Annotated in this window: 29 protein-coding genes; 7 read left to right on the top strand and 22 right to left on the bottom strand. The window is 37.2% G+C overall.

The genetic code is table 11. The features are described from left to right. Window positions 1-11: 11 nt before the first annotated feature. The 9 genes from CEY16_RS13335 to CEY16_RS13290 form a co-directional block, all read right to left on the bottom strand. Complete coding sequence (locus tag CEY16_RS13335; protein WP_101332547.1) at window positions 12-554, bottom strand: isochorismatase family protein; 543 nt, start codon at window positions 552-554, stop codon at window positions 12-14. A 34-nt stretch (window positions 555-588) separates the two neighbouring features. Then, window positions 589-876 (bottom strand): TIGR04104 family putative zinc finger protein, encoded by a 288-nt coding sequence (locus CEY16_RS13330; protein WP_101332546.1) that lies wholly within the window; start codon window positions 874-876, stop codon window positions 589-591. 60 nt (window positions 877-936) lie between these two features. Beyond that, window positions 937-1,896 (bottom strand): TIGR04104 family putative zinc finger protein, encoded by a 960-nt coding sequence (locus tag CEY16_RS13325; RefSeq protein WP_101332545.1) that lies wholly within the window; start codon window positions 1,894-1,896, stop codon window positions 937-939. 54 nt (window positions 1,897-1,950) lie between these two features. Then, window positions 1,951-2,472: a DUF4878 domain-containing protein gene (locus tag CEY16_RS13320; protein ID WP_101332544.1), complete on the bottom strand. Its 522-nt coding sequence runs from the start codon at window positions 2,470-2,472 to the stop codon at window positions 1,951-1,953. Window positions 2,473-2,553: 81 nt separating this feature from the next. Continuing rightward, complete coding sequence (locus CEY16_RS13315; protein WP_101332543.1) at window positions 2,554-2,736, bottom strand: hypothetical protein; 183 nt, start codon at window positions 2,734-2,736, stop codon at window positions 2,554-2,556. Between the two features lie 158 nt (window positions 2,737-2,894). Beyond that, the gene (locus CEY16_RS13310) at window positions 2,895-3,653 is read right to left on the bottom strand and encodes a DUF5694 domain-containing protein (protein ID WP_101332542.1); all 759 of its coding nucleotides are present in this window, start codon (window positions 3,651-3,653) and stop codon (window positions 2,895-2,897) included. Beyond that, a complete protein-coding gene (locus CEY16_RS13305) occupies window positions 3,646-3,849 on the bottom strand; it encodes a hypothetical protein (RefSeq protein ID WP_101332541.1) in 204 nt (67 codons plus the stop codon). The genes CEY16_RS13310 and CEY16_RS13305 overlap by 8 nt, the downstream gene beginning before the upstream one ends. 315 nt (window positions 3,850-4,164) lie before the next feature. Next, window positions 4,165-4,374: a helix-turn-helix domain-containing protein gene (locus tag CEY16_RS13295; protein WP_101332539.1), complete on the bottom strand. Its 210-nt coding sequence runs from the start codon at window positions 4,372-4,374 to the stop codon at window positions 4,165-4,167. A 10-nt stretch (window positions 4,375-4,384) separates the two neighbouring features. Next, window positions 4,385-4,858 (bottom strand): DUF2975 domain-containing protein, encoded by a 474-nt coding sequence (locus CEY16_RS13290; RefSeq protein WP_101332538.1) that lies wholly within the window; start codon window positions 4,856-4,858, stop codon window positions 4,385-4,387. A 176-nt stretch (window positions 4,859-5,034) separates the two neighbouring features. Between CEY16_RS13290 and CEY16_RS13285 the strand changes: the two genes are divergently transcribed. Further along, window positions 5,035-5,595, top strand: coding sequence for a hypothetical protein (locus CEY16_RS13285; protein WP_101332537.1), 561 nt, complete (start codon window positions 5,035-5,037; stop codon window positions 5,593-5,595). Window positions 5,596-5,646: 51 nt separating this feature from the next. Here the strand turns inward: CEY16_RS13285 and CEY16_RS13280 are convergent, their stop codons facing one another. Beyond that, entirely contained in the window at window positions 5,647-7,899 is a 2,253-nt protein-coding gene (locus tag CEY16_RS13280) for a putative bifunctional diguanylate cyclase/phosphodiesterase (RefSeq protein WP_162297940.1), read from the bottom strand. Between the two features lie 256 nt (window positions 7,900-8,155). Here CEY16_RS13280 and CEY16_RS13275 point away from each other — a divergent pair, with 256 nt between their 5' ends. Beyond that, window positions 8,156-9,004 (top strand): DUF1206 domain-containing protein, encoded by an 849-nt coding sequence (locus CEY16_RS13275; protein WP_101332535.1) that lies wholly within the window; start codon window positions 8,156-8,158, stop codon window positions 9,002-9,004. Between the two features lie 127 nt (window positions 9,005-9,131). Here CEY16_RS13275 and CEY16_RS13270 read toward each other — a convergent pair whose 3' ends face one another. Both CEY16_RS13270 and CEY16_RS13265 read right to left on the bottom strand, forming a co-directional pair. Beyond that, window positions 9,132-9,791: a GOLPH3/VPS74 family protein gene (locus CEY16_RS13270; protein WP_101332534.1), complete on the bottom strand. Its 660-nt coding sequence runs from the start codon at window positions 9,789-9,791 to the stop codon at window positions 9,132-9,134. 54 nt (window positions 9,792-9,845) lie between these two features. Beyond that, window positions 9,846-10,220 (bottom strand): hypothetical protein, encoded by a 375-nt coding sequence (locus tag CEY16_RS13265; protein WP_101332533.1) that lies wholly within the window; start codon window positions 10,218-10,220, stop codon window positions 9,846-9,848. Between the two features lie 162 nt (window positions 10,221-10,382). Between CEY16_RS13265 and CEY16_RS13260 the strand changes: the two genes are divergently transcribed. After that, window positions 10,383-11,009, top strand: coding sequence for a kinase (locus CEY16_RS13260; RefSeq protein WP_101332532.1), 627 nt, complete (start codon window positions 10,383-10,385; stop codon window positions 11,007-11,009). A gap of 19 nt (window positions 11,010-11,028) precedes the next feature. On the opposite strand, the gene CEY16_RS13255 is transcribed toward CEY16_RS13260, so the two are convergent. Genes CEY16_RS13255 through CEY16_RS13240 form a run of 4 tightly spaced genes read right to left on the bottom strand, consistent with a single transcriptional unit; the run spans window position 11,029 to window position 13,242 of the window. After that, on the bottom strand, window positions 11,029-11,544 hold the full coding sequence (locus CEY16_RS13255; RefSeq protein ID WP_101332531.1) for a P-loop NTPase family protein: 516 nt from the start codon (window positions 11,542-11,544) through the stop codon (window positions 11,029-11,031). 21 nt (window positions 11,545-11,565) lie between these two features. After that, complete coding sequence (locus CEY16_RS13250; protein ID WP_238378856.1) at window positions 11,566-12,399, bottom strand: protein kinase domain-containing protein; 834 nt, start codon at window positions 12,397-12,399, stop codon at window positions 11,566-11,568. A 57-nt stretch (window positions 12,400-12,456) separates the two neighbouring features. Continuing rightward, window positions 12,457-12,963, bottom strand: coding sequence for an NUDIX hydrolase (locus CEY16_RS13245; protein ID WP_238378855.1), 507 nt, complete (start codon window positions 12,961-12,963; stop codon window positions 12,457-12,459). After that, entirely contained in the window at window positions 12,964-13,242 is a 279-nt protein-coding gene (locus tag CEY16_RS13240) for a hypothetical protein (protein WP_101332529.1), read from the bottom strand. Window positions 13,243-13,361: 119 nt separating this feature from the next. On the opposite strand from CEY16_RS13240, the gene CEY16_RS13235 reads away from it, so the two are divergent. Then, window positions 13,362-13,658 carry a hypothetical protein gene (locus CEY16_RS13235; protein ID WP_101332528.1) on the top strand — a complete coding sequence of 99 codons (297 nt, stop codon included), beginning with the start codon at window positions 13,362-13,364 and terminating at the stop codon, window positions 13,656-13,658. A 287-nt stretch (window positions 13,659-13,945) separates the two neighbouring features. Here CEY16_RS13235 and putP read toward each other — a convergent pair whose 3' ends face one another. Further along, a complete protein-coding gene (putP, locus tag CEY16_RS13225; RefSeq protein WP_101332526.1) occupies window positions 13,946-15,454 on the bottom strand; it encodes a sodium/proline symporter PutP in 1,509 nt (502 codons plus the stop codon). Window positions 15,455-15,791: 337 nt separating this feature from the next. Here putP and CEY16_RS13220 point away from each other — a divergent pair, with 337 nt between their 5' ends. From CEY16_RS13220 to CEY16_RS13210, 3 genes are all read left to right on the top strand, one after another. Then, window positions 15,792-16,526, top strand: a complete 735-nt coding sequence (locus CEY16_RS13220) for a YqcI/YcgG family protein (RefSeq protein ID WP_101332525.1) — start codon at window positions 15,792-15,794, stop codon at window positions 16,524-16,526. A gap of 104 nt (window positions 16,527-16,630) precedes the next feature. Further along, window positions 16,631-17,482 (top strand): dimethylarginine dimethylaminohydrolase family protein, encoded by an 852-nt coding sequence (locus tag CEY16_RS13215; RefSeq protein ID WP_101332524.1) that lies wholly within the window; start codon window positions 16,631-16,633, stop codon window positions 17,480-17,482. A gap of 105 nt (window positions 17,483-17,587) precedes the next feature. Continuing rightward, window positions 17,588-17,782 carry a hypothetical protein gene (locus CEY16_RS13210; protein ID WP_101332523.1) on the top strand — a complete coding sequence of 65 codons (195 nt, stop codon included), beginning with the start codon at window positions 17,588-17,590 and terminating at the stop codon, window positions 17,780-17,782. A gap of 51 nt (window positions 17,783-17,833) precedes the next feature. On the opposite strand, the gene CEY16_RS13205 is transcribed toward CEY16_RS13210, so the two are convergent. The 5 genes from CEY16_RS13205 to CEY16_RS13185 form a co-directional block, all read right to left on the bottom strand. Then, entirely contained in the window at window positions 17,834-18,358 is a 525-nt protein-coding gene (locus CEY16_RS13205; RefSeq protein WP_101332522.1) for an HAD-IIIA family hydrolase, read from the bottom strand. A 25-nt stretch (window positions 18,359-18,383) separates the two neighbouring features. After that, on the bottom strand, window positions 18,384-18,992 hold the full coding sequence (locus CEY16_RS13200) for a zinc dependent phospholipase C family protein (RefSeq protein ID WP_101332521.1): 609 nt from the start codon (window positions 18,990-18,992) through the stop codon (window positions 18,384-18,386). Window positions 18,993-19,029: 37 nt separating this feature from the next. Then, window positions 19,030-19,392 (bottom strand): VOC family protein, encoded by a 363-nt coding sequence (locus tag CEY16_RS13195; protein WP_101332520.1) that lies wholly within the window; start codon window positions 19,390-19,392, stop codon window positions 19,030-19,032. Window positions 19,393-19,467: 75 nt separating this feature from the next. Continuing rightward, window positions 19,468-19,782, bottom strand: coding sequence for a hypothetical protein (locus CEY16_RS13190; protein WP_101332519.1), 315 nt, complete (start codon window positions 19,780-19,782; stop codon window positions 19,468-19,470). A 53-nt stretch (window positions 19,783-19,835) separates the two neighbouring features. Next, window positions 19,836-20,864 carry a DUF2332 domain-containing protein gene (locus CEY16_RS13185; protein WP_101332518.1) on the bottom strand — a complete coding sequence of 343 codons (1,029 nt, stop codon included), beginning with the start codon at window positions 20,862-20,864 and terminating at the stop codon, window positions 19,836-19,838. Window positions 20,865-20,872 lie beyond the last annotated feature (8 nt).

The following is a 20,872-nucleotide window of genomic DNA, read 5'->3' as shown; positions in this document are numbered from 1 at the left end:
CCATTTATCACTCAACTTGATCCTAGTGAAGTGTACTTCTCAGCGTATTCCTCAAAGTCTAGCACTTCGATTACTTCCGACCAATCCAAGACGGTACCTACAAAATCTCTTATATCAAGCCCTTTCATTTCGTAGGTGTCTTCTGTGTTTACTGTACCTGTCGCATCCTCTATGAATGTCACCTTGTATCCTTTATCGAATGCGGTGATTGCAGTGAACATACAGCAGAACTCTGTGTTAAAGCCTGTTATAAATAAATGTGTGACTCCTAGTTTCTCTAGTTCTTTTTGCAAGGTGGTATTATAAAAAGAATTTGGCGTTCTCTTGTCGATTACATTACTCGCATACTGATCTAAAGAGGAATGTAGTTTAGAACCCTCAGAACCTTCAAAAAGAGGACTCTCCTCCATATCATCGAAGTGTCTCATGAAAATAACCGGTAGATCTTTTGATTGAAAATCCTTTATGACAGACTCCATATAAGACAATTCTTCTTTGAAATCCCCTAAATCCACAACCCCATTTTGTACATCAATAACTAAAAGTGCTTTCATTTTAACCCCCCTAAACTAAAAGCAAAATGCTCCTTTAAAACATGTGCTCCTCTTCATTAGACAGTTGAATCATATACGGAAAACCTATAGTACATATGACGAAAAAGCTGAAGAGTATTATTAGCTTGATTTCTGGTGCAATCGGTAAGATTAGTGGCAATAGTATAAGCAATGTCATATAAGCAGCTCTTTTTCTTGATGTTCTGGTTTGATACTGCTTCTTTTTACAATAAGGGCATTCTATACTCACATCCAAAGTGAACATCTTCCTGAAGGTTTGCTTCCAACTCCATTGATTTCCGCAACTCTGACATATTGGCATATATATCCTACTTTCTGTGCTATGTATTATCTCATAAGCAGCCTGTAAATCTATATTAGATTAATCAACCTCTCTACTTTTATTTTCAGAGGAGATCATAACATTAAAGATACTCCACCCACCACTTTGAAAGTCATCTTCATATTCGGCAATATCTAGCTGTCCTTCAATATAAACTGTTCGAGGACGATCAGCAGGAATCATAACTTCATAAGGACCATTTTCATTAATTAACTTTGCTAGTGGGATTTCCCTTTTCATAGTTTTATCTTCTGGGAACTCAATCCAGAAATCAACATTTTCTCCACTATGGTTTTCAAAAGTCATTTGGCAATTGAAGACCATCTTTTTACCATCCACTCTTTCGTATTCACACAAAGAGGAATCCCTATCATAAGAAATGGCATCTATTCCTTCAGCAACAGTTCTTTGATATGCAGAGAAAAGTAAGGACGGTAAGACCATGAAGACGATGATGAACAGAATAATCAGACGTACACGATATTTATTCAAGCCTAGAGCTAAAAAAACCAAACTTCCTAATAATAGGGTCAATGCGATTATTCCGATCGTATTAATTCCTTCTCGGGTCTCTAAAGGGATATTTAAAATCAGACGTGGACTGCTAGCAAGTGGGAAGTTACGAGGAAAGATGTAGTTTAAAAACAATGCGGATAGAAATAATGTGAGAAAAGTCCACAAATACTTCTTATTCTTTATCAAATTGGAAAAACCAAAAATGGGATCCTCTTTATTCGCTAGATTGATTATGTATGGGAAGCTCAAGATAGAAATGATGAATAAACTTAATAACATAACTAGTTTGAGTTCAATAGCAGCTGGTAATAGCAGGGGAGACAAAATGATCAATGTTACATAAAACATATTTTTCTTTGATGCTTTCGTTTGATATTGTTTCTTTCCACAATATGGGCACACTAAACCCTTATCTAAAGAGAACATCTTTCTGAAAGTCTGTTTCCAGCTCCATTCTTTCCCACAGCTTTGACAGGTCGGCATATAGGTTTCACCTACTTTTATATGGTGTACATTTTAAAATTGGAAGAGTTCATTTTAAAATGTATTTTCTTCTTCAACCATCGTCATTTCATTTTCCTCTAATTCTTTTTCAAAATCGAAATTCATTTTTCCATCGCGATACTTTGCAAATGGATCATGTTCATCGATAATCCAAGCTTTACCTTCCCACTCATCTACTGTTTCATGCCACTCAATACTTTCTCCATTAACTTCAACATTGAGTTTTACTTCTGCAAAAGATGTATGACCGTCTTCTTTTCTAACTTTAGTAATTTCAAAATCCGTAACCTTATAGTTGTTTTCTTTCAATACTTCAACTTTTTTCAAATAAAACTCTTTAGCCTTTTTCTTATTTAAAGTTGTACCATCAGTTGGATGTTTGTCTTCAGCAAAATCATATAAATATAACATTTCGAATGCTTTTTCAAAGTCTTCATTAATAAGTGCTTGATAATAATTATTGGTCACATTTTTTACTTTTTGTTCAGGACCAGAACATCCCATGAAAGATAAACCTACTAATGAAATTAACATAGCTAAGATAACTTTCCTCAACTTCAATCATCCTAAATTATAATAGTGTTTTTATCCGACTGATCACGAAAGCAACTTTTGTGAAAAGTATAATATGTATTATTACTCATCGCCCTGGTTATCTTCATCATTAGTTTTCTTACTTGCAACGAAAAAGGCTAAAATAATTAATGGAATTGCGATTATCCATGGAATGTTAATATGGCTTTGTGTGATCAGCGCAAGAAAAAACAGAATGGCTATTCCTATTATAATGTACATACAACCTCTCCCAAATGTTTCCACCCAAGCATTCTCTCCTTTTTTAAAAAATTATTACCATGCATTCATAATTATCGAATATATAATAATAATCAATATCACAACAATCATGCAGCCAGGTTTACCTACAAAAGCTCGATCGAAAGTATCTTCTTCTCTATTATTTCTCATCGTTGATCACCTCATTTGAGATAGTCTAGCACATCGACTTCTTCGTGTTCAGGTGAGTTATTGATTAATTCTTTTAATATAGGGATGTGACCAGTTCCGAAGATTACTAGAATTCGTTCATTTTCGCTTTGTGTGATTCGTTGTAGGTTTCGAAAAATACGAAGGTTACGTCCGTACCAACCTGTCATCCAATCCGCACCGAGATAATTTTCGTTACTTTCAACCTTCATCATGATCTTATAATAGAATGAGTCTTGAAAATTCAAGCACTCTGGACTATTCCTATATGTAAGTGATTCTTTTAAAGTTTGATTAGAAATACCATTATTTAATTGTTCATTGTACTCTAAAAATTGGTTCCATCCTTTAGGGTCAATACCTTCTATATCACTCCCAAGCTGTTGGCCCTCCTCATCGGTTAAAACGAATCTTTGCTTATCATCCACAGCACTTATCGTTTCAATATCAAACTTTTTCGCTAAAGGAGCTCCAATCTGCAGTCCTTCATGAGCTGGTAAATGATTTTGGTTATTTAGATATTGCTTGAAGGTATCATCTAAATAACTTTGATCTCCACGATTCGTTTCCACGGCAATTTTTGTAGGACGGAACCTTCCTAAGAGCTCCACTACTTCTGAAATTTCTTTCTGTCGTTCTTCTGAAAAAGGATCGAAATCATAAGTCTCTTCGATCATATCGTTTCCAGGCTTATTGAAATGAAACGATCCAAGCAACATCACCTTCGCGCGCTTTTCATTAAGGTTATCCATGTTTACCTTCCTTTTCAGCTAATCTTTGTGTATTTTCCTTACTTAACTCGGAACTTACCACCCACAAAGTTAAGGCAATCAACGGAAGCCCGACAATAAGAGCGAGAACGTTGAAGCTTTGCGTGACAAGCGAAAGGAAAAAGAGCACTGAAATTCCGATGATGACATATACACAATCTCGACCAAGAGTTTCCACCAAACCACTCCTAATTTTCACTACCAAAAAATGTATTATTTGTACCATACCATTTATTAGGGCATAGAGCTAGTCGCAACATAAATGAATACAGTTAAACCTATGAGGAAAATCATAAAATAATTGAGGAGCAACAGAATCTTTACAGTCAATGAACTTCCATAGATGAGCTTTTGAATCCACCATCCCGCAGCGGTTACCATAAGCCACCCTATAACGCCCCACAATGAAAAAAGGATGGGAGAATTCATCAACCATCCGGTGAAAATCACTATATATATACAGACGATTAACCACGAAAAAAGTTTCAGAGGATTATTCATCTTCTTTATACTCCAAAATATCACCTGGTTGACAGTCAAGCGCCTTGCAGATTTGATCCAATGTCGAAACTCGAATGGCCTTCGCCTTGCCATTTTTCAAAATAGAAAGGTTCGCCATTGTAATACCCACTCTTTCAGATAACTCAGTGACACTCATCTTTCTCTTGGCCAGCATAACGTCTATATTAATTACAATTGCCATTTAATTCACCTCAAACCGTTAGGTCGTTTTCTTCTTTAATATCTGCAGCATTTTTAAATATCCCTTGAAGAACCTCAGCAAAATAAAAGATAACGCATGATACGAAGATAATCGCCAAACCAACTAATGCAATACTTGGATGAAGAGCACTCTGGGTGACTAAGAAGATCATCCCAATAAAATACATAAAAATAATAGCTATAGCACACAGTTTGATTCGTTTCAAAGATAATACAGCGTCAATTGAAAATGCGTGGTCTTCTTCAATAAATTTAAGCAATTTGTATGTTTGGAACAAAGCATAGAAAAAAGGAATGGTGGACACATACATGCCGATTAACACTGGAAATTTCAGATATGCAAATTCAGGATACATGTTCGCTGTATAATTAGAAAGATGGAATAAAACAAACATTCCAATCAGGAGACCTATCCCAACCAAATATGTTATCACCTTCAAAAAAATTACCGTTTTCTTTTTCATCGAAACACCTCAACCTTCCAATTGTTGGTTATATTATAGCTTAACATTTATCGAATTACAATAAATAATTATTGTTTTGTGGATTAATTTCATAGTAAGTAAGTAGATTTTTTACATATTTATGGTAAACTTTTATAAAGTGTATTATAAGAAGAAGAACGAGAGGGATTGTTTAAATGTATAAAAAACTTGTTCTGTTTATTTTTTTGCTAGGAATATTAAGTGCTTGTACAGAAGCGGCAGATTTTTTGGCCGAGGATGAAATGGAAGAATGGGAAGCTGAGTTGAAAGATTTTGATCGTAATATCAAATTCCCAACTTATGCACCCTTTGATATTGACAATGGATCACTAGAGTTAGACTACTTGGGTCCAATGGAAGTTGTAGACGATGAAATCGTGCCATTAGAAGACGATAACAAATACCAAACTATCATCACAAGATATTTCGGTGGAGAATCACCTAGGAAGGCGATAGAAGTTGAGCAACATGATGCATCGAATCTTCCAATTGAAAATATTAATCATTATTCAGAAGAGAACTTAGTAGAGTTTGGGGATGGACTGGAAGGGGCGTATTATTTTAATGGAATGACACAGATACTGTCATGGGAAAATGAGGGTACGACTTACTCGATTTTAGTGTCAGTTGAAACTGAAGAGGAACATGATTCAGAGCCAATTCCACAAGAGGAGATTTTGAAAATAGCTGCTTCTTTCGAAGAATATAAGAAGTAAAAACACAAAAGAGGTGCTGAATTGCGCACCCCTTTTGTGTTTTATTCGAAATTAATATATAAGTGTACGCTCCATTAGTAGCTTCACAAATTCCTCAGCTGGAACAGGTCTGGAATAATAATAACCCTGCCCCACAAAGCATTTATTTTCCAATAACTTATTAACCTGATGTTCTTCTTCTATTCCTTCTGCAATTACATTCAAGTTCAGGTTCAATCCTAAATCTATTACTGTTTTCACCATCGCCTCACTTGTTTTGTCCCCAATGTCATTAATAAATGACTTATCAATTTTAATCGTGTCGATAGGTAAATTTTTCAGGACAGATAATGAGGAAAAACCTTTACCGAAGTCGTCGATTGATGTTTTGACTCCTAACTCATTTAAACGTTCCATAACCATGATGGATTCGTTGATATTTTGAATGATACTTTCTGTGATTTCTAGTTTAAGATATTGAGGGTCAAGCGCGTTTTCTCTTAGGGTTTCCTCAACTTTTTGTATGAAGTTACCATATTGGAACTGACGCACAGATACATTGACGGCAATGATGATCTTAGGATGTCCTTCTTCTTGCCAAGTCTTGTTCTGCTTACAAGCATCTTTCAGCACCCATTCACCAATGGGAACAATTTGCCCTGACTCTTCTGCCATAGGAATGAATTCATCTGGAGGAATATACCCCAATTCCGGATGCTTCCACCTTAGCAAAGCTTCCACACTTACTATTTCTCCAGTGTTGAGATCGACTTGGGGTTGATAGAACAATTCCATTTGATTTTTATCTATAGCACTTCTCAATTCTCTCTCAATTTTGGTTTTTCTGGTCATTGTTTTGTTCAATTCCGGAGTGTAAAATTCATAATTATTTTTCCCGGATTTCTTAGCTAAGTACATAGCCGCATCAGCATTTTTTAATAAAGTTTCTTCATCTTCTCCTACTCTAGGATAATGACTGATACCAATGCTTGGGGTCATTAATATTTCATGTTCTTCCACTAAAAAATGGCTACGGAAACCTTCTAGAATAGTCGACGCCCTTGACTCACAAATATTACCTGACAGATTTGGGATAATGATAATGAATTCATCACCACCCAGTCGATAAAGTCTTTCACCTTTACCTAAAGAGTTCTGTAATCGCTTAGCAACACCTTGCAACAACTGATCACCCACATCGTGACCAAAGGCATCATTCACATTTTTAAAACGATCTAAATCGATTAGAATAAGAGCTAACACTGTGTTTGATTTCTGAGCTTCACTTACAATATGTTTCAGATCTTTATTGAATTTAGTTCGATTTCTTAATCCGGTAAGAGAATCGTAGTAAGCTAGTCGTCTGAACTTACTCATTAGAATCTCATTCTGTCTCATGACGAAATACTGCCTGATAACTATTAGAAGAAATACAACTACCATTCCAATACTAAGAGCATTCAAGTTCCACTGATAACTATCAATCACTAAGATACTTAGAAGTGTTGCACTCAAATAGGGATAGAGTGTATTTCTGAATTTAAAATACTTACTTTCTTTCCAAACCGCGGTGTCTGTTCTTTCTTGCACATAAAAACTAGCAAAACCAATCAATAAGATTGCAATTGTCCAAATTGGATCAATCCAACCGCCTAGCAAATACTCCTCATTTACATACGAATAGACATAAACCGAGTCTGCAAATATCTGTACCAAAAATCCGCTAACTAATAATATTATAACTCTTCGATCCTCTAAGGCTCTCGTCAAATAATAGAGAGAAATTGTGACGAAAAGAATACTTAGATTCAGTATTGGATATAGCAGCGTAAAATTGGAAAGAACAAATTCAGATTGTTCAAAGATTGGCTGAATTAAATAATGTCCACTAATCGCAGCTGCTATCGTCATAAATATGAGTATATTATATACAAATTGACTATTAGAGTTTGAAATGCTTATTATCTGCATTTTATATATCAATGCGATCAAGAATATGCCGTATCCTATTAACCATAGAACACTTGCTAAATCAGGGTATGCAGAGCTTTCTTGTATTAATAGAGCATAAAGCCCAACCAGATTAGATGAAATATAAAATAAAACGCCTATACCTAATAAAAGCCAGAAATATTTTCTACTACCAGTTAATGTTCGGTAAGCGTTGACTAGCCAAAATAAGCTTAAAGAACCGCCAATAATCGGAAAGATATATGCGCCAAGTAGCATCATCCATTCATTACCTGTAAAAATAAAGATCCACGCATAAGATATAAGGGTGAATAACACTATTAAGATCATTGCTGATATTTTACTAGATTGCATAGCATCCCCCACTTCCTTTTCACCTCTACAAAATGAAAGCTTCATAATACTTTTGGTTCCATTTTTTATAGTTCTATATTACCACAACAATAAATAAATTAAATATTTTAGTATATTTCGGTTTAAAATTCACAACTTTTAAGCGGAATGATTAAAAAAACAACAAAATTCGGAATATTATTAAGTTGTTTTCTCTACTTAAAGATGGGGAATACATCAATCAACCAACAACTTTAATGGGAAGAAGGATTGAGGAATGAGCACTAGCAGTCGCAGTTACTCATCTAGGAAAACAAAAGAGGAAATCAAGCCCTGGGTTCGGAGATTAGCAAGAGTCGGATATATGGCAAAAGGTCTAGTATTCGTTCTTGTAGGTATACTGACTTTCATGGCTGCAATCGGAATTGGCGGTAACACAGAAGGTACACAAGGAATGTTCAAGTCGTTAGCTGGTATGCCTTTTGGAGAAGTGTTGTTATGGATTATTGGAATTGGTCTTTTCTTATACATCATGTGGCTATTGATTAAAGTCGTTAAAGACCCTCAGAATAAAGGAAAGGGCATGAAGGGGATCTTCGGACGAGGAGCCAGTCTAGTTATTGCAATCATTTATTCAGGACTAGCTTTAAGTGCCATTCAAGTCGCTTCAAGTGCAGGGGGTAGAAGTGGCGGTGGAAATAGTGAAAAAACCATGTCCGCAGAATTATTATCCCAACCTTATGGTCAATGGATTATTGGAATTATCGGTGGAATTATTATATTTTATGGACTGAATGAAGCTTACAAGGGAATCACTACGAAGTTTATGAAGAGATTCCACACACAAGATATGAGTACCCAAGAAAAAAAGGTTGCTAGAAACTCTGGTAGATTAGGCCTCACTGCTCGTGGAATCGTCCTCGCCATGGTAGGATACTTCTTTATCCAAGTAGCTTACACAGCTGACTCAGATCAAGCAAAAGGATTAGACGGGGCGCTGAACGAGATCGCCCAAGAATCCTATGGGCAGTGGTTATTAGGGATCGCCGCAATAGGCCTGTTTCTATATGGAATTTATCAGATTGCCAGAGGAAGATACCAACATATGGGTATGGGAAGATATTAAATAATGGAAGGGATGACGTCGAGTCATCCCTTTTTTGATGCGAAGATTTGGATGAAGTCATTGAATGGTAAGTGATAGATTATTAAGTCTGAGTAAAATAATCTCAGTATTCATTCAGGCTTGCCTATTAAGACGACACGCTTGAGGCTGCGGCTGCGCCCATCGCAGCTATTGTTGCTGCTTCTACTGATTTCACAGCATCTGATACTGACTTGGAAATGAGGTCACTCTTCATGATCTTCTCGATTTGACGACGCGCTTCTTTTCTCTCATCTTTTGCAAAGATATGGTTTGTTATCTTACAAGTATTAAGCAAACCCACAAGAAGAAGGGTCCGTTCTTCAGGAACTTCTTCTTTCAAAATGAAGGCCCGCAAATCTTGCTCTAGATGATTTTGAGTTTCTATATCTTTTATTGGGTAACGCTTGGTTGGAAATATTCCAAGAATCTTCTCTTCAACATTTTCAACAATATCTTTTTCAACTAGTGACCGGAAAACTAGGTCCTGATATTTCTTTTTCGCCAGTTTATTTACCCAGAACTTCGCTTTTTTCGTCTTTTTTATTTCTTTCATATTAGCAAGAGCCCCATCTAATACTGGATCTCCAGTAAGTTGGTCATCTATCAATATTACTCGATTCTTATCGACTTCTACCTTTTCTAGTAAAGCGAGCTCCATGAGAATGGCCCCAGCCAACCCGTATCTGATACCAGTCGAAGAGCTCATCTTGACCTTCCCTTTATCGTTCAACGTAAGCAACAATAACCTTTCTGGAATAGATAACATGATAGTTCCTCCTTTATTTGATTATTTCTATGAAGATATAACAATCATCCGTCTTCAATCAATTTCTTTTTCTAAAGCTTTCTCAACAAATTCGTATGCTTCCTCTTCACTATTTGTCTCAAATGCGATACCCTCCTGATCGAAAAAAATGAAATAAGGAGCTTCTTCAATGCCCAATGATTTATAAGGATCATGTTGGGCATTATCTAAAGTGATCATTTCAAGGTTTCTCATGATTACATTAGGATCGTTGAGTTCATGAAAAAAAGAAGGTGCCTTGTGCAATTTCTTCCCCTCAACTTCACTTACAGCAATCACACGAAATTCCCCTTCCTCTTCTGAAAGAAGCTCATCCGGGATGGATTCTTCAGAACTACACGCAGTCATTAGGAAAAGAAGTGTACTAGTAACCATAAATAGATATTTCATTATAACTCTCCTGTTTTTCAACCTACATTTATTATCTTAGTGATGATAAAATTTATAGGTAAGATTTTTTCTCAAAACCTTTTACTCTTAATCTTTTCTTCGGAACAATTAATCAGCTCTTAAACTAGAATTCAAGCTTAATAGATGAAATGGAGTTATTTTATGTATAAAGAAATCGCCCGTGAATTGTTAGCTAGGTTTTTAAACAACCATTTTAGGAAGCGTCCGTTTATTGTTGCAATTGATGGCTTGAGTGGATCTGGTAAAACAACTTTGGCATCTTTACTACAAAGGGAGTTAACCGAAAAACATAAATACAATGTTTCCATAATACATATTGATGACCATATAGAAAAACGTGATAAACGCTACAATACTGGAAGAGAAGAATGGTATGAATATTATTTTTTGCAATGGGATATCTCCTCAATTCAAAAGAGATTATTCATTCCTCTACATCGAAACTGTAGTGAATTATATTTACCATTTTATAATCAACCCACTGATACCACCTCCAACAGAGAAATACCTACCAACAATGTCGACATCATTATAATTGAAGGGATTTTTCTGCAAAGAAACGAATGGATGAGTTTTTACGATTTTACAGTATTCTTAGACTGCCCCCGCGCAATTAGGTATCAAAGAGTTTTAGATCGTGACTCTTATATTGGTAATCTAGAGGAACGGCTCCATAAATACAAACGAAGATATTGGGCTGGGGAAGATTTTTATATGAAAAACGAGCAGCCAATTGAAAAAGCTGATAAGGTTTATGAAGTAAAATGAACTTTTAATATTCAAGCGTTTACTTCATAAACGAACTTACATCTTCCTTTTTACTTACCACGACTATCTTCCCGTCGTACTTCTTATATTTCTTAAAAAAATTAGCTTTCCCCTTCCCTTCAAAGTGTTTGTTCCATTTATACATTTTGAAGAAAATTTTTAATGTCGGCTTATAGTTCGACTTTTCTCGTCCAAAACGTTGCTTTAAGAATCTTTTGAAAATCCTATATCTCCTTACGTTCATACTTGGATCCATGAAAATAATGGTCTCCGCATTCTCAAAGCAGTCCTTCACCCATTCTTCATTATGAACACCTTCGATTATCCAGCGATCTTGTGCAAAAATGGACATCAAGCATTCACGTTTTTCCTCTTCCGTTCGACGTCGATCCCCGTTTTCATGTCTTTCCCATACGACATTGTCTAGTTCGAAAAAGGGAATATCATACTTAGCAGATAACTTCCTCGCGAGTGTGGTCTTCCCACTGCCGACTGAACCGATGATATGTATTTTGTTTGGTGTTTCATTCTTCATAACTACTCACCCACTTGACCCTCAATTAATATTCATCACCCAGTCATGATAAAAGGCTTCAATCGTTGGATAACGCTTTTCACGATTTGGATTCGTAGCTTTTTTCACAACATCATATAATTCAATATTCGCTTCCCATTTATCAATTGTCCGATCGAGTTCTCCTCCTAATAGACTGAAGGCAATTGCTCCCATATTGTATACATTCGTCTTTGTATCAATTAAGGCACCTTTCTCAAACTCTTCTGGAGACATAAATCTTTTTGAACCCCACATCCTTCCTATTGTGTTGGTATATGGTTTCTTTCGGTACAAATCAATATCACAAATTTTAGCGAGATTCATTTGGAAATCATACATAATACTTCCATCGTAAAAATCGATAGCAACATATCCTTCTCTTTCAACATGTACATGAAATTCGAATATGTTTGTTAATGTTTTAAGCCTACGCCCCACAGTTAATTGTTTAAACTTGTAATAAGGGGATTCTGGGTGGGTGTATTTATGTGGAGGTGGAAAGCGCCAATGAGGGTGGAGGTTTTCTCCATCGAACCACTCAAAAACAAGGACGTACCCTGAAGCAGTTTCGAAATGATCCAATAGCTCTGTCAGATGAGGATGCTTTAATGACTCATATACTGTAACAGCCTCTTTCAGCCTCTGAATAGCATCCTCAGGTACACCTCCATATTGAACAGTGCGCGCACCTGCATATTTGATGAAAAGCCTTCTGAATTGAGATTCCACTACAAAGCAAATATTTCCTGAGTCTTGCTGATCAAAAACGTTTACTACTTCGCCTAAATCTTTTAGCCAACTAAAATCATGAGGCTCCTTTAATTTGAATGACACTTGATCAATTTGTACTTCTACTTCATTTTTTAGATTATCGATTGTGGGAGTCTCCCTTCAACTACTGATATATCCTTGCAATTTTGCTTGTAGAACTCCATAACAAAGTTCAGGGTCATTGAAGTTACTATTTTTTATATTCTCAAGGCATTCATCGACACTAATTCTCAGCACCTCAATAGTTTCATGCGCTTCAAGCTGTTGATCTTTTCTTTCAAGTACTTCTTCTGTAAAAAATACATGTGTCACTTCATCACAGAGCCAAGGTGCTGCAAGCATCTTTCCTAAATAATGTACTTCACCACACTCGAATCCTGTTTCTTCTATAAGTTCCCTTTTAGCCGCTTCTGGTAGATCTTCACCCTTCTCAACTCCACCACCAGGCAACTGGACGATATACGAATCCACTGGCTTCCGGTATTGATTGATAAGTATGAAGTCCTCTCCATCTTTTGCGAGGACGACGACAGATTCATTTTCTTCAACCGATAAGTACGTTCGTCCATGTGCGTCTGTAAGAACTTTGGTGCCATTATTATTCGCAACCACCGTGTTATTTTTCAATTAAAATTCCTCCTCTGTTCCCAAGCGACTCCAAATTTCTTTAGCAACTGGTCTGCAACCATTGATCGAATAATTTTTGGCATCAGTTACTTCATCACCGAAATATTGAACAAACACCTTATGAATTAAAACAGCCAGAGCTTCCTCTGAATGAATTGTTGATAATAGGTTATCTATAGCTTCCACTTCTGGTTCATACTCATCAGCTGGGGCGTGATGTAACAAACTCAGTGGATCCCATTTATCAATGACTGATTTTATAATATAGAAATTACTCATATGTAAAACCTCACTTATTATTGACTTCCTTTTGTTAGTAGATTAAGTTAATACGATAGAATGTTTACACTATTATACCAATCTTAGGAAATGTTTGTTAATTGAATGGGGGAAATTTGATGAAAACTAAAAAGTATTTTGCCATAGCCAATTTATTAGTGACTGGGGCCATTGCTTATTTTGTCACTGAATTCATGGCTAGAGGAGCAATAGCAGAAAACTATACGGACGAGGTTTATGTAGCACCAAGTTTCTTTGCGATTCTAATTGTATGGTTTTTAGGGGCAGCATTACTAACGCTCTACTTTTTTTTGAAATCTATAAGACATTCATTACTCATATTTGTAACTTTGAACATTTTACTGTGGGCCTCGATACCTTTAGGGTTCTTTGTCGCAGTAAGGAATTTAAGTTAGTAGTAAAAAGGCGGTTTTTCTTCTTCAACGGGCGGGTTTCGCATTCCATCCGGCGGGTTTTCCACTCCAACGGGCGGGTTTCGCAATCCATCAGGCGGGTTTTCCACTCCAACGGGCGGGTTTCGCAATCCATCCGGCGGGTTTTCCACTCCAACGGGCGGGTTTCTCATCCCATCCGGCGACTTTTCCATTCCATTCGGCACTCCCCTCCACGTCACACGTTTTCTATCATAAAAAAGATGACCTCGCATCACTGCGAGATCATCCCGAATACCTTTTATTAAAAATTATGAATTAGCGATCTTGCGTGCTTCTTCAAATTCTGTTTGGATTTCTTCAGAAGGTTCTTTGCCCATCATACTGACTACAATAGCAACAATGGCTGCTAATACGAAGCCTGGTACGATTTCGTAAAGATCACTTGGTACGAATTCAGCCCAAATAACAACTGTCGCAGCACCTGTGATGATTCCAAACAAAGCTCCATTACGAGTCAGACGCTTCCAGAATAATGCCAGAAGAATGATCGGTCCAAATGATGCACCGAAGCCTGCCCAAGCATATGCTACCAGCTCAAGCACTAAGCTTTCATTAACAGAGGCAATCAACAATGCTAGCCCAGCGATGGCTACAACGGAAATACGTGCAACCCATACAAGCTCTTTGTTGGATGCATTTTTTCTAAAAAATCCTTTGTAAAAGTCCTCTGCTACTGCTGAAGATGATACTAGTAACTGTGAGTCGACTGTACTCATGATCGCAGCTAAAATCGCAGCTAATAAGATACCTGCAACTACAGGGTGAGTCAGCAATTGTGTCAAGGCGATGAAGACTGTCTCTTGATTCTCTAATACCCCACCTGACATTTCAATTCCACGCTCTGCCAATTCAGCTGACACGTCAGCTGTCGCAAGATAAGCATAACCTGCAATCCCTACAAATACTGCCCCGAACAACGATAGGACCATCCATGTCATACCAATGAAACGTGCAGTAGGAACATCTTTATGAGAGCGGATCGCCATGAATCTCGCAAGGATATGTGGTTGACCAAAGTAACCCAGACCCCAAGCAAGAGATGAAATGATTCCGACGGTTCCTACCCCTTGAATCATTTGTAAATTCTGTCCGTCTGTTAAATTACCAACCACATTAACCGCTTCGTTCCAACCGCCTGCATTTTGAACAGCGATAATCGGCAAGACGATCAATGCCAAGAACATTAGTAAACCTTGGATAAAGTCGGTCCAACTAACCGCAATAAACCCACCTAAGAAAGTATAAGCGATAATAACAGCACTACCGATTAGAAGAGCACTATTTTGAGATAATCCGAAGCTACTACTGAATAGTGTCGCCCCACCTACAAGGCCAGAAGCGGTATAGAAAGTAAAGAATAATAAAATAACTGCAGCAGATGCTATACGCAAAGCCCTCGATTTATCTCTAAAGCGTTGTTCGAAAAAATCCGGGATCGTAATCGCATTGTTCGATACTTCTGTGTAAATACGTAAACGCTTGGCGACGAATTGCCAGTTCAAGTAAGCCCCAATCGTCAAACCTACTGCAATCCAAGCCTCTGCAAGACCTGAGATATAGATCGCACCAGGTAAACCTAGGATGAGCCAACTACTCATATCTGATGCACCAGCACTTAATGCGGCTACACCTGGACCTAATTTTCTGCCACCCAGGAAGTAATCTGAGAGGTTACTCGTCATCTTATAACCAATGACACCAAGGAGCAACATACCAACAATGTAAACTATAAATGTGACTAAAGTAGCGGTATCCATTATTTAGCTCCACGCCCTTTCAACCATGATATAAGTGATAAGATGACCACTACTGACATGGGAACAAATAACCAAAACCATGTCCCGACAGATAAACTATACTCTTCCACCTAATTTCCCCCTTTTTAAAATTTATTTATTACTATAGTACTATTTTACACTAAAATTAAGAAAATTCACACTTCTTAGTTGTCCTCTCTTAAAATATATTCGTTTTTTAGTTTGCTATGATGGAAAATAAATATTACAGCTGGAAAGATATGTTTAATATACCGTCAAATCGGGGATATAATCTAAACAACAAACAGCAGGAATTAAGTACAAAAGGAGTTTTCAAATGCTAACTAAAAATAGCTCATATCTACTTACAAAAGATGATTTTGAAAAAGCCGATCACTTACCTGATTGGCTTTTAAGAGAATATAAAACGTTTAGTGAAATTGTTACTGACCCCACATTCCCATGTTTCTTCGGCATGACAGCTCAACGGAAAGGCGAACTTCGTTATTCTTACATTGAGCATGATAAGTGGGATCATTTACCTGAAGCCGTAGAAAGTTTTCTAAGTCTTTTCACTCCTGAAAATAAAACGAGACACGGTTTGTTCATCTTTGTTGAGCCTGAGACTGAAGAGAAATCAATTGAATATTATCGGTCTTATTTCTGGGACATCTTACAATACCTCCACGAAAATGATCGCTTTGATTGGCCAACTGATGCACCTAAGGATCCTGAACATTATTTGTGGGACTTCCATTTTGCGGGTGAACCGATTTTCACTTTCGGGAATGCCCCAGCTTATAAGCAGAGAAAAACGAGGGATCTCGGCAATAGTCTGGTACTAGGATTTCAACCTCGAGTGATCTTTGAAGGTCTCAAAGGTACCGAAAAAGGTGGCATCATGTCCCGCGAAAAAGTTCGCGCCCGCGTAGAAGCATGGGATGGTCTTCCTAAGCACCCTGACATCAGCCATTTCGGGGATCCTGACCATAATGAATGGAAGCAATCTTTTATTGGAGACGACATCGAACCAATCAAAGGGAAATGCCCTTTTCAACATAAAAGTAGCTAGTAAATCTTGAATAATATGGGACGCAAGCTTTTTTAAAAATTGTTAGGTTTATGTTCTATTCGAATGGTAAACCTAACTTTATCGAAATAGACGGAGGTTCCAACATGAAGGGAATAGCATCCAACTACAAAATAAATTGTAATTCTGAGTATTCCACACTAAAAAAAGTACTGGTCGTGAAACCAGCTTTCATGAAGATTAAAGAAGTGATCAATGAAACTCAGAAGCACTACGAAGTAAGTAATATAGATACAACGCTCGCCCTGAAGCAACATGCCAAATTTTTAGATGTTATGAGGGCACAAGGAGTCAAAGTCATTGAGCTTTCTCCAGAACCTCGTTTGAATGAACAAGTATTTACTCGCGACATTGCATTTGCGATAAATGATGAATTGTTTGTTGCTTCTATGAGTGAAGAAGTTCGCCAAAGTGAAACCAAGCATTTGAAAAAGTGGTTGCATGAGCACTCGATTTCTTTCCATGATGGTTTGGCAGGTACTATTGAAGGCGGAGATGTCCTTATTGATGGGGATACTGTGTGGGTAGGATTAAGTGGGCGTACCACGATAGAAGGAATTCAAGATCTGCAGCAACGAATACCTGACCACAGCGTGCAACCATTAGAAATTAAAGATGATATTCTTCACCTTGATTGTGTCTTAAATATAATAAGTGAAAACACTGCACTTGTTTACCCTCAAGCTTTTACTAAAAAAGATTTGAGAACAATCAAATCTAACTATAAAGTTATCTATATTACTGATGAAGAACAGTTTCAAATGGGGCCAAACGTTCTCTCAATCGGTGATGGAAAAATCATCAGTCTCCCTCAAAATGAGCGATTGAATAAGGTTTTGGAATCTAAAGGTTTTGAGGTCATACTCGTCGATATTTCTGAAATCATTAAATCGGGTGGATCATTCAGATGTTGTACATTACCATTACAGCGAAGTTGAACGATTAGACTCTGGTCCTATAAGCCCGTCATATTCTCTCCTACCAATTAATAAGATTAATTAACCGAGTTCTTCTGTAATGAACTCATGGAAAGGAGAATGTTGATGGAAAGTCGATTACTGTATGGTTTTATTGCAGGATTTGCGTTTATGTTTATCCCTTTACGATCAGATTTATTTGAAGGAATTACCCATTTCATGGACACACTTCTCTATTTTGTCGGACTAGTTTCTGCAATCATATTTGGTGCAATATTAATTTGGAACGCATTCAAGAACTTAAAGAGTGCTACTAGGTAACATGAGAAAACCCTCACTTTTTTAGAGAAGTGAGGGTAATTTTTATAAAAATTATTCGAGTATCCATTCAACTGCATCTAGCAGATTCTCAGCTATAAAGTCAGGTTCTACACCACTCCAAGTATGACGGTAATCCCTCATGGACCCCTTCCCCCATCCAGTAAGAACTAAAATTTTGATAGCCCCTACCGCGTCGGCAGCTAACATATCAGTTGAACCAACATCACCAATGACAACTGTTTTAGCTAAATCCAATCCATATTTACTTGCCGCTTCTTGAAGCAATCCCGGTTTAGGCTTATGGCACCGACACCCTTTGGAAGAACTGTGGGGGCAAATGAACGAATCGTCAAACCCCATCGAACTAAACTCGTCTCGAAAATCAGATAATGATGCCTCTCCTTTACTAATCCGATGTTGATTAGTAAGAGCATAAATTTTAACATCGTTTTCTTTAAGAAGTAAGAGCGCACTGGGGCTGAAAGAGTACGGAACAAAATCATCAGGATGTATGAAATGACCCGTTCCACCAATGGTACCATCACGGTCTATAAAGACAGCTTCAATGTCCTTCATAAGAAAACTCCTTTTTAAAAATGAATTATGTGAAAATGGGTTTCATTTTCAAAACACTCATATCGACCGATGTTTCAACATAACCAATGATCTGTTTAAGTGTAAAAACATTCAGCTCCTCCTCTAAAACTTCCATATCATAATCCATATCACCTAAAACATATGGAATGAAGTCCTCGACATCACTCGATTTAACCTCTTGTAAATCAAAGATTGCAGCACCATTCCGAAGGTTATTTCTTAGTTCCGCATTATGGCCATAGTATTCTAATAATTTTCCATTCAACAAACGGAAATCATTGTGATATGAATAAAATAAATCTTCATCCGCTTCCATTCTGTTTTTTAACCAAGGAAGATAGAAACCTTTCAGCCATATATCATCAGCAATCAAATGTGTATAATACCCCAGTAAATAGTGGCTCCCCGCATTCGAACTGTACTTATCCAGAAATCTATCATAGTCAATACTCCTGGAATAATCATCTACATCACCTTCAAAAAAATGTGATAAGTCTTTAGGCGAAACTGCATCAGGTGCAATTCCCCCAAGCAAAAAGGCTGTTCGATCTTCAATCGATAGTTGTTCTGCTATTCTATTGGCGATTACTAGGTGCATTATTCGCGAACCCATTAATCCATCTCCTTTGATACTAGATCTATTCAATCTCTCACTTATTCTTATTAGAAAATTCCACGATTTCAATCTGGTTACCTGAAGGGTCTTCAATAATTGTGTAGCGACCAGGTGGACAAGGTTCTGGGTGGTTAAATAATATCTTTGTCTCATGAAACTCTAAGTGCTGTATATCTCCATCAAGGTCATCTGAATACAGGGCAAATAACACGCTCTGATCATTCGATTTCCCAGTACTTATCTCTTCCAATACTATTGGAAGGCCTTCATGTTCTAAACTCACAATCTTCTCTCCGTATCGTTGGTCAACTTGAAAGCCCAGCACCTTTGTATAAAAATCAATCGCCTCGTCCATTTTTTCAACTTTTACAGTAATAACACACACTTTGTTTAACATTTTATTCAACCTCTCTTTTACTAACCTTATATTTTGTTGACCAAAGCAACTTTGAACGAAAGCTCTTGGTCTGGGCTATCCATGGCCATAATATCTAGCAAAATATAGCCAACCCCGTTTCCTAACGAGATAGTTTTTTAATTCACCATCTGTTGCTTTTTCGATTGGAGGTTTTGTTAATGAGTATGCCTTTGCATTCAATCGATCAAATTTTTCTTTATCTATTTCATTGCGAGATTCATCATCTACAATTTCTGTTGTGAAAGCTTTAATTGGATGACCTGTGAAAAATACATGTGTTCTTAAGGCTAAATGGGGTGTTGAATGTAAAACGACGAATCCGACAATTAAAATTGATAAAAATATTATCAATATTAACTTTTTTCTCATCCCGTACCACCTTCTAATTCACTTTTCAGCAGACTCACACCCCGCTAAGATAATTAGTTTGTAACTCTCCACTCAAACCATCTTCCGTGGCCGTTCGTCTGGCCTATTGTTTCAGTCGTTTTATCTCCACCAACTATGTAATCAAGATGTAGTTCAGCGTCATACATATTATTATATAAATGAAAAATATCGCGTTTCTCTCCAATATAATCAATTGTTTGAACTAGCTGGGCTTTCCCTTCGTCAGGAATCTGATTAGCTACATGAGTGTGGAACACACAAATAACTGATTCCTGTGGGATTTGTTCCACTATCCCCGGCAGCAATGCTACTCCATCTCCCTCAATCAAATTCAAAGGATTGCTTTTTACATACTCCGAAGCGTTCTCAAATAAATCACGTCGGTGTGAATGATCAGGCCAAATCAATGCTTTTAACCAAAGCTCGTCTTCTGGATCGCTCAGATCATTGATGTGTAAGTCAAGTCCGAAACGGTATGATACTGGTGGTGGCGTGTCGTACAAAAAAGGAGGTTGCTCCGACCGAACTTCTGAAGTGACAAAAACATCGGACTTACGATCACCAAATACCTCCTCTGTTTCATAGGAATATTGGTAATGGTCAAAAAGGAGCTGAAGCCCTGCGCTTGTGCCAATTTCTATCAAAGCTAATGGGCGTTTCACTTTTTCGTGGATGTAACAAAAAGCTGGATATAAATAAGCGCAACGTCTTACTTCATTCGTTTGGACTAGTTTGGTCTCTAATAGGCTGATGATTTCATTTCTATGTTTTTGACAGAAGTCCTTGAAATATGGAAAAGCCTCCTTGGGTGGCTGAGGGTTATCCACCAAGCTCTGATAGAATTCTTTTAACCCATGACTATTCCCTTTCAGCTGCAAATAATGAACGGCACCGAATAACAAGTTCGGGGCAGGCTGACCTTTTTGTGCATATGTACACATCTCGAGAATTTCTTCGTCCTCAGCTATTTGAAAGGATAATTCTTTATATAATTCACAGGAGCCTACGGCCTCATCTACTGCGAATCTTTGGAAGCGATTAGCTAGATTATTTATCAACATTTTATCTC

The sequence above is a fragment of the Halalkalibacillus sediminis genome (assembly GCF_002844535.1).
GTDB classification, from domain to species: Bacteria; Bacillota; Bacilli; order Bacillales; family Alkalibacillaceae; genus Halalkalibacillus_A; species Halalkalibacillus_A sediminis.
This window is presented reverse-complemented; position numbering and strand designations above follow the sequence as displayed.